This window comes from Phreatobacter sp. GW821-FHT04C01, assembly GCF_059420385.1.
Map to the genome: position 1 here is coordinate 108,194 of NZ_JBWKTP010000008.1, position 12,210 is coordinate 120,403.

The window sequence follows — 12,210 nt, forward strand, 5'->3', positions numbered from 1 at the left end:
CACGTCCCCTCCTGGCGGCAATGGCTCGACCGCTCGTTCCTTATCCGCCCGCCGGACCATAAAAGAACCGCCACGCGCCCCGGAGGGCACGCGGCGGCAGTCAGGGGAGGAAACGCACAAAGGGCATGCACTGCACTGAAGCTCACGGAGCCCTCGGCCGGCCATTGCCCTCCAGGATCTGCCTGATCACCCGGATGTCACCCTTGATGGTCGCGACATCCTCTGTGGTGCGGTCGAGCCGGCCTTCGACGGCATCGAGGCGGCGGGTGACCCGCCCTTCACGGTCGCGGATGTCGGCCTGGATGCGTGCGTCCTCCGCCTTCAGGTCGCGGACATCGGCCTGGAGCCAGATCCCCGTCGCGCCGACCATGCAAAGGGTGGCCAGGATCGACCAGATATTGATTTCCGGGTTGATCCACACCGGCCTCACCGCCCCCTCCCGAATTTCAGCGCCGGCAGCACCTCCTTCACGGTGTGGCCGCCGTGAAAGACGATCAGCCAGACCGTGGTGACGGTGCCCCAGGCGCCGATCAGCTCGGTCAGCGGCACCAAGGTCTTCACCCCCCAATTGCCGCCAAAGATGCCGGTCAGCCCGATCACCGACCAGCCGCCCCAGACGATGACCTGAATGGCGATGCGCATGGCCTGCCACGCGGTGAACCCGCGGGCGATCTCGGCGGCCTGGGCCTCGCTCACCCGCTGGGCCTCGATCTGCCAGAGCCGGACGATCTCGCCGGCGCGGGCCTCGGCCGCGGCGATCCTGGCCGCGGCATCCGGATCGGTGTCGATCGCCGCCCCGACGGCGGCCGGCGTCGCGTCGGTGCCGAGCGTCTCCGCGACCGCCTCCAGGGCCTTGCCGGCGAGCGAGCCGGCAAGGGACCCGGCCGGACCGCCAATGGCCGTTCCGATCAACCCGCCGATGACGGGCGCGCCGGCGGCGACGATCTTTTTGGCGATAGCGTCGAGCGTGCTCATTCGCCGGCTCCCTGGGCTGCGCTGACGGCAAAGGCCTTGGCGGCGCGGTTCTGCGACCAGGCGCGCCAGGCAAGGAAGGCGAAGGCCCCGCCGAAGACGAGGGCGATGACAAAGGCGGCCGTTTTGGCGCGAATCAGTTTGGCCTGCCGATCGGCAAGACCGTCGTAGCCACCATCGAGGCGCTCGGGGAAGGTCGTCGCGGTCGGCATATAGGTATTAAGACCTCAACCGCCCCAATCGGCCAAAGGCGCCCTGGTTGAATGGGCCGTCAAGGCAGTCACCTCCAGCCCCTTCGATATCGACCCTACCCTTTCCGTCGACAAGGCTATCGTTCGCGCCACCAGCGCTAGAAGATGAGACGATCGCGATAGTGCGCCGTCGCCGGGCTGGCTTTCGCGTTGACCGGGGCGGCAGTTATCCCGACTGGAATAGGCCATGTCACCAGATTCGATGGGAATACGGAAACCATCGCCCCACTACTGGCCTGCTTCGGGGAAATGCGGCCCTGCGGCGCTGCTTCGATCGTAAGTGTTATTTCTTTCCCCTGGAGGAAAAATCGCCTGAAAGCGACTGGCAGCAGTGTGAAGCAGTGGCGCGACGATTTGGCCGGCTCAATAACGTGTGCCTCTCAAGAGGACCTTGCCGCTGATAGTACCACTCCCAGGGAGAATGCGGACGGCATTGTTTACTTCTGCTAAGAGCCGCCGCCCATACGCCAAGGCCGGATTATAAGCGACACCGATCTGTTCGAAATCGAAATACGAATTCATATGTGTCATAATTGACGGGTTAAACGGGGAGTAAATCTTTATGGTCCCGCCTGCATTCATGGCATTGCCAAGCCCCGATCCGAGGACGACTTCGGCTCCTCCGCTTGCACCGCCGCCAACAGAGGCATTGCTGGTCAGCGCTATCGTGCCGCGGCCATATGCATTGGCGGAACTGATGAAAGTCGCGCCATTGTCCGTCGATAGGCGCAGGAGAATAGCGGTTGAGTTGTTACCGACCGTGAGATCTTGCACCACCAGCTCGAACATTTCATAACCAGGTGAGAACACTAGATCGATGCTCGATCCGCCTGAGACGGTGACGGCGCTGAGAATGACCTCGTTTTCGTAACCTCGAACGTAAAAGGTCGATGACCCGTCGCAAATCAGCTCGCACTCCTGTCCTTTCGCGAGGGTCATGGCCAGAACGAGCCCGCCATTCACGAAGACCGTCTCCGAGCCGCTAGGATCAATCGTCACAATGCCTGTGCCGGTACCGACCAGCTTCACGAACCAGCCGTTACCCAGGGTCACGGCCGCGGCAAGATTGACGGTGAAGGCCGAGCCGCCGCTCAGGACAACCACCTTCCCTACATCCGCTGCGCCGAGGGTGCCGGTCGAGCTCATCGCAAGCACCGCCCCGGCATTTGGCGCTGCAAATACACCATCTGCCCGAAGAAACGCAGTCGACCCGCCGCCCGAGGCCGGCACCAGTCCTTTTGTCGCGCTGGTGAAAACGTTCAGCGCAGCAGTCGCACCCGCCACGGTATTGGCGCCCGTTCCACCCTGGGCGACGGCCAAAGGCGTGGTCAATCCGCCGAGAGAGGTGATGTCGGTGTTGGCGCCCGACGCCGCGGCGCCGATACCGGCGCGAGCGGTCGGTGCATTGGTGCCCGCCGTGCCGCCTTGGCCCAGCGACAAGGGGGTCGTCAGCCCGGACAGCGACGTGATGTCGCTGTTTGCCCCCGAAGCCGCCGCTGCGATCCCGGCACGGGCCGTGGCGGCGGTATTGCCGGCGGTGCCGCCCTGGGCGACCGATAGCGGGGTGGTCAGGCCCGACAGGGAACTGATGTTGCTGTTGGCTCCCGCCAAGGCGTTGCCAGCCTGCCAGACGCCCGAGGCATCATAGATGAAGCTCTGGCGCGTCGCGACGACGATAGCCGTGTCGCCGGGCAACGGATCAAAGAAGGTCCAGGACGCCGCGAGGTAGACCGCATATTTCCGATCCTTGCCGGCGAATGCGCCGGTGCCGCCGGTCGCAACAAGCCAGACCTGGCCGTCCGCGGGGGAAACGGGCGGCGTTGCGGCACTGGCCTGAATGCCCATCACGCGCCGCTGGCCTTCGATCGGCGCGAAATCCAGCGCGGTGTCGAGGGCCGTGGCGAGATCCGCATGGGCGGCGTTGGCGTCAGCCGGGGAAATCACCGTGCCCGATGCGGCATTGGTGAAGCTGTTGACGAGCATGGAATAGGAGCGGCCCGCGCCGGTGATGTTGATCGGCATGGCGAAACCTCAAGTCTTGATGATCTTGGAGAGGAACAGGGTCGGCTGCACGTTGTTGTGCGCGCCGCCGCCACCGGTCGAGCCGGTCGTGAACGGGTGGGCGTGGGCCGCAGCACCCGAGGACGTCTGGGTGCCCCCGGCCGACAGCGAGGGAACGCCGCCCGAGCCGCCACCGCCCATTGGACTGCCCGGCACCGTGTGGTCATGGGCGCCGGCGTTATCAGTCGTGCCGGTATGGGTATGCCCCGGCATCTGCGGCGTGGTCAGGGTGTGCGTGTCGGTGCCGTAGCGGCCGCCGACCGTCGTTGCCGCAGCCCCTGCCGACGCCATGCGCCCCGCATTCGTGCCCCCCATATTGTCGGGCGCGGCGACCACGCAGCCGCGGGCATCCGGCAGCCGGAATTCGGTACCGAGTTCGCCGCCTGTGTTGTGCAGCGTGCCGATCGCCGTGAAGAGGGCAGGATAGGTCGCGCGCAGCAGCACCTGGCCGGCGGCGAAGACCCAGCCGGCCGGCGCGATCGCTCCGGCCCAGTCCATCATCATGCCGGCGACAAGCGTGCCCGGTGCGGCGAAAGTACCGGTGACGGTGAGATCGCCAGCGGTCAGCGGCAGATGCACCTGCACGTCGGCGGCCGAGGACGAGATGCCGGCGACGCCGCCTTTGACCAGCGCGGTGCGGCCGCCGGCCTGCGCCAGCCCGCTCGAGGTGTCGCCCGCGAAAGCCAGACCAGGGGCCGCCGTCGACCCGGGCACCGCCAGGAGCGGCCCGGTCATCGGCCGGACACCGGTCAGCGGCATCGACGCGGAGATCTCCGCGCCAAGGTCCGACAGGCGCGTCTCCATCGCCGTGGCATCGGCCAGCGTGTTCGGCACCACAGTGGTGCCAGGTGGCGGCGAATAGACGCCGGATCCGTTGCGGGGCATGAGGTTCCTCCAAAAGAAAACGGCCCCGCCATGAAGGCGAGGCCGAAGCTGATTTGCCCTGGACGCGCCATCGGCCGGGCGGCGTCAACCCTTTGCCCCGACGCAATTGCCGGGAGCATCGGAGCTGTCGTGTCGATCGTGGCGGTCGAGCAACCCCCTTCTAATAGAGGTCGTACGGCGACATCTGGCGGCGCTGCCACTCCTCTTCCGGCGTCAGGCCAGACTGCTCCTGCCAGCCTCCGCCGGACGGAGCCGGCGCCGACGGTCCCGGGTTTTGGGCGCGCAGCTCGAGCGGCGGGCCGACTGTCTCCTGGGGCGCGGGTGCGGCAGCGTGTTGCGGCCAGGACCCGAGCTGTCCCAGGCCACCTTGCGAGGGGTTGCCCCACTGGGGCCATCCCAGGCCGGGCGCGGGACGCTGGCGCATCCGCTCGACATCGGCGAAGGCCGCTCCGATATCCGATCCGGGAAGATCTCCGGGCCGCGGCCCCATCTGTGCCGGTATCGACGAGTCGTCTTGCTGCAGCGGAGCGCCAAGCTGGCCAGGGTAGCGCCACATGGCTCCGCGCCGAATCTGCTCGAATTCCGGGCGCTGCTGCATGCGCTGGGTATCGGCGAAAGCGGCGTCGATATCGGGGGCAGGCAGGCCCGACTGAGGTCTCAGCGTGGCTCCGTCCGGGCGAGGTGGTCGCACAGGCTCGCTCGTGGGTTCATTCGGAATCTGGACGCCCGCCGCGATTTCACGCAGCTTGCGGCCGTAATGCGGATCGGTCGCATAGCCGGACGCAGCCATCGCCGCGATCTGAGCGTCCAGTCCGCGGGCTCCCAACACCCCTCGATAGCGCCGATTTGATTGAAGAAAACGCCCGTAGTCGTCGACACTCTCGCCCAAGTCGCCATAGGCTCGGAAATTCGCTCGCGTCCGAATAGGCTGTCCGTTGATGACCTCCGTGGTTGAGAGGTCGTTGCCCCCATTTCGGCCATGGCTCTTTATGCCGAAATAATTGTTGCCTGGCGCTCGACGCCCATAACTACTTTCCAACGCCGCCTGCGCGATAATGAGCCTTGGATCGAGTCCTGTTGCGGCAGCCACCCGCTGGGCATGAGGAAGTATCGTTGCGATGAAGCGCGCACTAGGCCCGGATGGTTGGTTTGCCGGTGAAGGGCGCGTAGCACCCGCAGTCGGATTGGCCTCCTGCATGTTCATAATGTCGCCTGGCCCGACCGACTGCATGCGATCCAGCTCCGCTGGGCGCCGCCGCGGCAGCGGTGCATAGGCCTGCGCGACCGGCGCCTCGCCTGGGTTCGCGCCGGCCCGCAGCAGCGGCGATGCCGCAGGCGCGGCCTGCGACGACGTCATCGCCGCGTTCTGCAAATGGGCCAACGGATTGCCGCCCTTGGATCGCGCCTCTTCGTCACGATAGAGGTCACGCAAGCCGACAGCGCCCTGGGCAAACCGTGCCAGGCCCTGAGTCCAGTGGCCAACCGGCTGAGTGCTCATGGCGTTGCGCATCAGGAGCTCGGCCAGAGCCCGCCGCTTGGTCCTGACGCCGTCGCTCGCCTGGGAATTGCCGTCGTTGATGAATCGCTCAGCCATGATCCTGTTCCTTCATGGGATAACGCTTGTTGGCGCGCCGGCCCGCCCGCCTCGCGGGCGTCGGCCTGGTGGCGCTCTGGTAGTCGACGACCATCAGGCCGCTTTCCATGGTCGCGACGGCGTCCGGATTGAGTTTGCGCACATCCTCGGCCATCAGGCCGATCTCCGGCGGGCCGCCGTCCTGGTAGCGGTAGCGGTAGACCGGCAATCCGTTGTCGAGTTCACCGACCCGCGCCACATCGCGCTTCATCCGGCGATCCGACGGCTTGAACATGCCGAGCCCTGCGCCGGCCAAGCCGAACAGGCCGCCCATCATGGCGTTGTTCGATTGCACCTGCGAATTGTAGATGCCCATCTGATTCTGGAAGTTCTGGTTCACGATGCCCGCATAGTCGGTGTTGGCGACATTGGTCTGCGGTGTGTTCGTGAAGGTCGGCTGCTTCACCTGAGAGCCGGACATCAGTGCCGAAATCTCGTTCAGCGGCTGGTTCCGCTCGGTCAGCAGTTCCTGATAGGCCTGCTGCCGACCGTTCAGCAAAAGCTGGTTGTTGGCATCGTTCCGCGATTGGTTGAAGCCGCGCATCTCCGCCTCGAAGGCGGCGGAGCCGGGTTGAATGCCCTGGTTGGTCAGTCGGGTCCTTAGCGCGTCTTCCTGCTGCGCCTGCAGCGGGTCGAGCCGCGCCCGCGCCAGCTGATTGAGCCGGCCCTCGATCGCATTGTTGTCGGCGCTGAACGGCGTGTTCAGCAGACTGCCGATCTTGGCCGACTGGGTGGCGCCGATATCGGCGACGTTCTGCTGGGTCGTCTTGTTGGTGTCGTAGATCCTCTGATTGGCGGCCGACAACGCCTGGGTTGCCTGGAAGCGCGGCGTGCCATCCGGCCAGGTGCCGATCTGGCTATAGCTCAGCGTCCCGTCCGGCGTGACCTGGTTCGTCGCGTTCAGCCCGGTCTGGGCAACCGCGGTCTCGCGGTTCATCTGGGTCTGTGCCGCCGCCGTCTCCTTAGGATCCGGCGGGGTCGGTGGGCTCGGTGTCGAAACCATAGGGCCAGTCCTCCTTGAGGATGCCGAAGAGCAGCGCGTCCGCGCCGTCGTCGAAATAGTTGCGTTTGACGCCCTCGTGGGCGGCACCCAGGCGCGGGGCGATGCGGGTGACGGTGCGGTTCGAAGGCCGCGTCAGAATGGTCATGCGGGCGCAGCTGAGCTCGCCGAAAACATAGGCGCCGACCCGAACCAGGAAGGCGCGCGGCCAGGCCAAAGTCCGGCTGGCCGCCACCGACACTTCGATATCGCGGCCGGTGAAGCCGCAGAACACCGCACCGCCGATCAGTTCGCCGTCCCGGGCCAGCGCCAGCGCGGTCGCCCCCTTGGGAAACGACACCCCGAGCCGGCCCGCCACCCATCGGACAGCCGGCTCCCCCGTCTCGATCGTCCAGGTCACAGGGTCGCGCCAGCCTCGACGCTGACATCGAAGCGCAGCAGCTTGAAATTCGCCTCCAGCGCCGGCGAGCCGTCATAGATGTTGAGCCGGAACGCTGGCGCCAGCGCCCTGCCCGCGCCGAACACCGACTGGGTGTAGTCGCTGACCGCGACCGCGCCGCCCCAGACGAACTGGTTCCATTGGCCCTGGTTCCAGACCAGGCCGCCCGAGGACAGGCCGATGCCGGCGCCGCGGCCCCAGGTCGACTGGCCCCATTTCGACACACCCCAGGTGCCGAAGACGCCAATGGCGTTTTCGAGGTCATATTCCTCGAAGTCCGGATCGAGATTGTAATCGGCGGCGACCGCCAGATAGGGCCGGATATCCGGCCGTCCCCGATAGGTGACGCGCAGCACGCTGGCGATCTTGTAGCTGTTGGGGTCACCGAGATCGGTAAAGGCCGAAAGGCCGTTGCAGCGGATGACGGTGGTGTCGTCGATGCTGCCGCGTTCGGCCTCGTAGACGGCGCCATTGGTGCCGCCGAAATAGAGACGATCATTATGCTCGACGAAACAGGCCGCCTGGATGCCCAGATATTCGCACCAGGCGCCGTGCAGCGTGTTCATGACGAATTGCCTGGTCACTCCGGTCGCGGCATGCGGCACATTGACGAAGATCTTGTTGCCGCGGGCAAAACCGATGGTCTGCCAGCCGAAACTCGCGGCGTCGTCCTTCACCGCGGCGGCATAGGCCTGGCGAATGTTGCGGGTCAGCGCGCCCTGCTGGGCCGCTGTACGATCGAGCCGCATGACCGCGCCGAGCGACATCAGGCCATCCTGGGTCAGGATCGCCAGATCGCCGCCGAATTTGGCGAGGCTGCGATAACCCAAGGGCTTGCCGATCTGATAGCGGCCTTTCAGCTGCCAGGTGGCGGCGGCCGCCGGATCGGTACCGGAGAAGATCAGCACCTCGCCCTCGGACGACACGAAAACGGTGAGGTCGCTCATGCCGGAGCCGGAATCGGTCGCCCAGCTGCCGCCGGCAACGATCGCGCCGCCCTTCACCAGCAGGGCGCCCAGCGGCAATACCGTCGCGGCCCCGCCGACCGCAGCGGCGCCAAGATACCAGACATCCGCCGAATTGACCTGGCAGTACCAGAGCCTGGACTGCGACGAGAAGACGTTGACGAGCGCGCCGCCGGTCACGCCGGTGATGGCGGGTGTGGTGACGAAGGCCGTGCCGTTATAGAGGAGCGGCGGATCGACGCCGTTGACCGCCGAAATGAACTGGCCGCCCGAGGTCGCGAAATTGGTCCATTGCCACTGGTCATTGCCGGCGCCGGTCCAGACCGGTGCGCCGACCGGCCCCGCCACGTCGCAGCGGTAGATATTGCCGCCTCGCGCCGCAAACAAGCGCTTGGCGTTGCCCGAGACGAAGCTCATCAGCGTGTTGACCGCGCCGACGCCAAGCCCGGTCGCCTGCGCGACGAAGCCCGGCCGCGGGCTGATGCCGTCCGGCTCCGGATACCAGTTCTGCAGCACCGGCGCCGTGTCCGGCTCCATCGCCGCCAGGTTCTGTTCCGATGACCACCCCTTGGTCGGAGCCAGCAGCGGCACCACTTTCGAACGGGGCGGCGGCTGCTGGACGATACGGTCGCGAAGGCGCGCCTGGGTCAACATCGTCAGGTCACCTTTGCGGGGTTGGCGACCGAACGCGCCTGCTCGGCCGGCAGGCGCAGCGCGCGATCGGCGCGGGCGCGGTAATCCACGGCCTGCTCGAACTGGTCGAGTTCGTCCTGATAGGCCAGGCCCTTCTGCCGTTTCCAGCGCCAGATCAAGCCTTGCAAGATGATGTCTTCGGGGATCACGGACATGTCGCTGTCGGCGACGAAGGCCGCCCGGAACACCGGTGTTGCGTCGGCCGACCGGATCCAATAGGCGGAGACATATTCGAGCGTCACCGGGCCTGCCGGCGGCGGTGCCACCTCCAGTTCCCTCCCGCGCAGCATGAAGCGCGGCGGCGAGGTCGGCATGGCGCCGCGCTTGAGGTTCATTTCGGCATCTGACAGCGCGCCCCGAATGGGCTGGGTGCCGAGCCTCACCGGCGAGCCCTGGGTCAGCCGCTCGAAATCACCCGGCAAGGTCGCCGGCAGCGCGCCCAGAGCGGCGGTGCGGATAAGCCCGCCCCAGTCGTGCCGCCGCACCAACTCCTGGCCGGTCTGGATCGCCAGCACCTGGAACTCCTGCGGCGTGCGGCCGGCCGCGGTGATCACCGAGGTGATCGACGGCAGGTTCATCAGCGTCGCGGCATTCTGGCAAAGGCTCAGCAGGCTCATGGCGTCGCCTCCAGGCTGCGATAGCCGACATTGGACCAGCGTGCGCGGCGGTTATCGAGGTCGGCGGCTTCGAGCGCGTCGCCGAGCAGTTGGGCCGCCGCGGCGGCGGAGGCCGTGTCGCGGACATAGGTCGCCGCCTCGAACACCACGGCATAGAGGTAGATGTCGGGATAAGCGGAAATCAGCCAGTTGGTCAGCGCGGTTTCGAGCCCCGGCAAGGCCTGGAAATAGTGAAGCATCAGCGGCGTGGCACTGGCCGGTCGCAAGGTCAGGGTCGTGCCGGTGATCGTATAGACCGAGGGACCACCCGCATGCGAAAGGCTCGTGGCATAGCGGCCGGCCGCGGCCTCGATCAGCCGCGGCGGCGCGGTCTGCGCCTCCACCCGTTCGGCCTCGAGAAAGTCGACGGGCAAGCTGCAGACCCCAGTCTCGTCCGGGATCAGCGTGATCTCGGCTAGCATGCGCCGGTCGCGCAGCCGCCGATTGATCTTGGCCTCGGCCATGGCAACGAAGCGCGGCATGACATCGACAAGGTCGGCGCGATCGAGATATTCGCCAACCGCGATGACCAGTTCGGAATAATCGGCAAAGGCGGCCATCAGAGCTTATCCCGCGTCTTGAAGGCGGAGAACTCGCCGTCGAGCAGCTGACGCACCGCCTTGCGGTCGCGCTGCATCAACGGCTCGCGGAAATGCTTGTGGAAGATCGTGTCCGGGATCGCTGCGACCACCTGGCCATGGCCCCAGCCGCGCCCCTCATTGGCCTCGCGGAACATCTTGGCCTCGGCCAGCACGGCCTCGACATCCTGCTCGCGGGTCTGCAGCACGGTGCCGTCACCCATGTCCTCGTGATAGGTCGAGATGCGCCGGACGGGGTCGTGATGAACAAGCACGCGGTTGCTCATCAGATCCACTCCACCACGCCGTCGCGCAACAGGGGCTTGGCTTCAGCCTCGGACATGCGAGTGGTGCTACCGGCGACGAGCCGGTCCCCTTCACGCGGCCAATAGTCCCTGAGGATGCGCACCTGTATCAGCTCGGAAACCGACCTGATGCCGGCTGGCGCCACGGTGCTCCCCTGCGTCATCGCCGGGGCGCGCCGCCCCGTCTCCGCAGCAGGTTCGGCCATCGGGTCATCCAGTTGCACGCCATAGGCGCGCGCGGCCAGCACGCGCAGGCCTTCGAGGGTGCGGCGGCCGACCGGCGCCTCGCCGGTGCGGCTCTTGATGGCCAGGCGAAGCACGGCCTCGTCGGCGGCTGATATCTCGTCGCGGGTCATGGTAAGCTTCCGATGTGAGAAGGAGGCGTCCGCCTGCTCGCGGCAGGGACTGATCGCGGCATCTGGACAAATCCGGAATCATCCGCCGGCCGTAAGAAGACCTCGGCGGGCGGGCTTTTCGCCCGGATTTCGAATGTGACCGTGCCGGAGTTGCAATGCCGAGAATGATGGCTCACCCAGGTTCGTCGAAGCCGAAAGGCCGCGCGTCGCCGCGGTCCACAGGCATCGGTGTCACGGTCAAGCTGGAGCCCGGCCTGCTCGAAGCGCTCGACCGGTTCATCGCCGAGGACCAGCCTGCGGTTTCACGTGCCGAGGCGCTCCGCCTCGCCTTTCGTGACTGGGCGCAGGACAAAGGTTTCCTGGCGCCGGAGACGGATTGAGAAGAGCCAGACGCGCCTCGCAAGGGTCAGGGCGGCCTCGCGACCGCCCCTCCCCGTCTCGTTTCCGGTCAGGTCAGATCCGCCACCACGCCGAGCGCGGCCTCGTTCTTCACCACCAGCGTCGCCTCGACGATGATGGCGCGCTTTTCGGCGTCGCCGGTCTTCGCCAGGGTCTGCTTCTGGAATGACCGCAGGAAGCCGAGCTCGAGATAGTCGGGATCGATTAGCCAGGCGTCACGCGGGCGCTGCCAGCGATTGACCTGCACGGCGAAGTCGCCGAAATCGCCGACATAGAGATTGGCCCCGCCGACGATCTCCGCCTGCTTGCCGTTGTCGACATCCTTGCGCAGTTGCGCGATGCCCGAAAAGCCCGAAAAGACGCGCTTCTGGGTCGGATGCAGCATCAACACGGAGGGATTGCCGCCGGCGGTGTAGCAGGCCTGGTGGACGCTATCCAAGAGCGCCTTGGTGAAAGCGCGCGTGGTGCCGTCCGTTGCCGCGACCGTCAGCGAGCTGCCGGCATTGTAGCCGCCATTGGCCCCGCCGGCACCGCGGTCGACATTGGTGGTGAGCCAGGACGGCAACGACCCAAGCATGCGCGCCGTGGTCGAATTGCCCAAAAGCGAAGCCGTGTTGGCGCCGATGATGGCGCGTTCCAGATCCCGCTTCAGCGCCGCCATCTTCAGCTTGCCCTGATAGGCGAGCTCGGATTTGCGGCCGGCCTTCTTCACCGCCTCGGTGGTGCCCGAGATGATATAGGTCTCGCGCATGATCTGCGAGATATTCGACACGCGGGTGGTCGGCGTCACTGCATTGTAGGCATATTCGTCGCCGTCGACCTGGGCATTGGCGGCAGGCGAACGAATGGTGTCGGTTTGCCATTCGTGCCGGATGTTCTCGATGTCCGACTTTTTGATCATCGAGGACACCGGCACGTCTTCCGGCGCGATGTTGTAGATCTGGTCGCGCAGGTCTTCACGCATGCCTTTCACGGCATAGGTGTCATAGGTATTGGCGATCTGGGCCATGATGGCTC

The 12,210-nt window shown here is 66.2% G+C and carries 15 protein-coding genes; 1 reads left to right on the plus strand and 14 read right to left on the minus strand.

All coding sequences use genetic code 11. From position 1 onward, the window contains the following. Window positions 1-142 precede the first annotated feature (142 nt). From AC07WJ_RS26295 to AC07WJ_RS26355, 13 genes are all read right to left on the minus strand, one after another. Window positions 143-430 (minus strand): hypothetical protein, encoded by a 288-nt coding sequence (locus AC07WJ_RS26295; RefSeq protein ID WP_494937642.1) that lies wholly within the window; start codon window positions 428-430, stop codon window positions 143-145. Beyond that, entirely contained in the window at window positions 427-975 is a 549-nt protein-coding gene (locus AC07WJ_RS26300; protein WP_494937643.1) for a hypothetical protein, read from the minus strand. The genes AC07WJ_RS26295 and AC07WJ_RS26300 overlap by 4 nt, the downstream gene beginning before the upstream one ends. Next, window positions 972-1,184 carry a hypothetical protein gene (locus AC07WJ_RS26305; RefSeq protein WP_494937644.1) on the minus strand — a complete coding sequence of 71 codons (213 nt, stop codon included), beginning with the start codon at window positions 1,182-1,184 and terminating at the stop codon, window positions 972-974. Before AC07WJ_RS26305 ends, AC07WJ_RS26300 begins: the two co-directional genes overlap by 4 nt. Window positions 1,185-1,586: 402 nt before the next feature. Beyond that, window positions 1,587-3,245 (minus strand): DUF2793 domain-containing protein, encoded by a 1,659-nt coding sequence (locus AC07WJ_RS26310; RefSeq protein WP_494937645.1) that lies wholly within the window; start codon window positions 3,243-3,245, stop codon window positions 1,587-1,589. Between the two features lie 9 nt (window positions 3,246-3,254). Further along, window positions 3,255-4,169 carry a phage tail protein gene (locus tag AC07WJ_RS26315; protein ID WP_494937646.1) on the minus strand — a complete coding sequence of 305 codons (915 nt, stop codon included), beginning with the start codon at window positions 4,167-4,169 and terminating at the stop codon, window positions 3,255-3,257. 160 nt (window positions 4,170-4,329) lie between these two features. Next, window positions 4,330-5,763, minus strand: a complete 1,434-nt coding sequence (locus AC07WJ_RS26320) for a glycoside hydrolase family 73 protein (RefSeq protein WP_494937647.1) — start codon at window positions 5,761-5,763, stop codon at window positions 4,330-4,332. Continuing rightward, the gene (locus tag AC07WJ_RS26325; RefSeq protein WP_494937648.1) at window positions 5,756-6,739 is read right to left on the minus strand and encodes a tail fiber domain-containing protein; all 984 of its coding nucleotides are present in this window, start codon (window positions 6,737-6,739) and stop codon (window positions 5,756-5,758) included. The genes AC07WJ_RS26320 and AC07WJ_RS26325 overlap by 8 nt, the downstream gene beginning before the upstream one ends. Before the next feature lie 25 nt (window positions 6,740-6,764). Next, entirely contained in the window at window positions 6,765-7,202 is a 438-nt protein-coding gene (locus AC07WJ_RS26330) for a GNAT family N-acetyltransferase (protein ID WP_494937649.1), read from the minus strand. Then, on the minus strand, window positions 7,199-8,860 hold the full coding sequence (locus AC07WJ_RS26335; RefSeq protein WP_494937650.1) for a hypothetical protein: 1,662 nt from the start codon (window positions 8,858-8,860) through the stop codon (window positions 7,199-7,201). Before AC07WJ_RS26335 ends, AC07WJ_RS26330 begins: the two co-directional genes overlap by 4 nt. Window positions 8,861-8,862: 2 nt before the next feature. Then, window positions 8,863-9,516 carry a phage adaptor protein gene (locus AC07WJ_RS26340; RefSeq protein WP_494937651.1) on the minus strand — a complete coding sequence of 218 codons (654 nt, stop codon included), beginning with the start codon at window positions 9,514-9,516 and terminating at the stop codon, window positions 8,863-8,865. Continuing rightward, entirely contained in the window at window positions 9,513-10,115 is a 603-nt protein-coding gene (locus AC07WJ_RS26345) for a phage adaptor protein (protein WP_494937652.1), read from the minus strand. The genes AC07WJ_RS26340 and AC07WJ_RS26345 overlap by 4 nt, the downstream gene beginning before the upstream one ends. Further along, window positions 10,115-10,420: a hypothetical protein gene (locus tag AC07WJ_RS26350; RefSeq protein WP_494937653.1), complete on the minus strand. Its 306-nt coding sequence runs from the start codon at window positions 10,418-10,420 to the stop codon at window positions 10,115-10,117. The genes AC07WJ_RS26345 and AC07WJ_RS26350 overlap by 1 nt, the downstream gene beginning before the upstream one ends. Further along, entirely contained in the window at window positions 10,420-10,794 is a 375-nt protein-coding gene (locus AC07WJ_RS26355; protein ID WP_494937654.1) for a hypothetical protein, read from the minus strand. Before AC07WJ_RS26355 ends, AC07WJ_RS26350 begins: the two co-directional genes overlap by 1 nt. 164 nt (window positions 10,795-10,958) lie before the next feature. On the opposite strand from AC07WJ_RS26355, the gene AC07WJ_RS26360 reads away from it, so the two are divergent. Next, on the plus strand, window positions 10,959-11,174 hold the full coding sequence (locus AC07WJ_RS26360; protein WP_494937655.1) for a ribbon-helix-helix domain-containing protein: 216 nt from the start codon (window positions 10,959-10,961) through the stop codon (window positions 11,172-11,174). 68 nt (window positions 11,175-11,242) lie between these two features. Here the strand turns inward: AC07WJ_RS26360 and AC07WJ_RS26365 are convergent, their stop codons facing one another. Beyond that, window positions 11,243-12,202, minus strand: coding sequence for a DUF5309 domain-containing protein (locus AC07WJ_RS26365; protein ID WP_494937656.1), 960 nt, complete (start codon window positions 12,200-12,202; stop codon window positions 11,243-11,245). Between the last annotated feature and the right edge of the window lie 8 nt (window positions 12,203-12,210).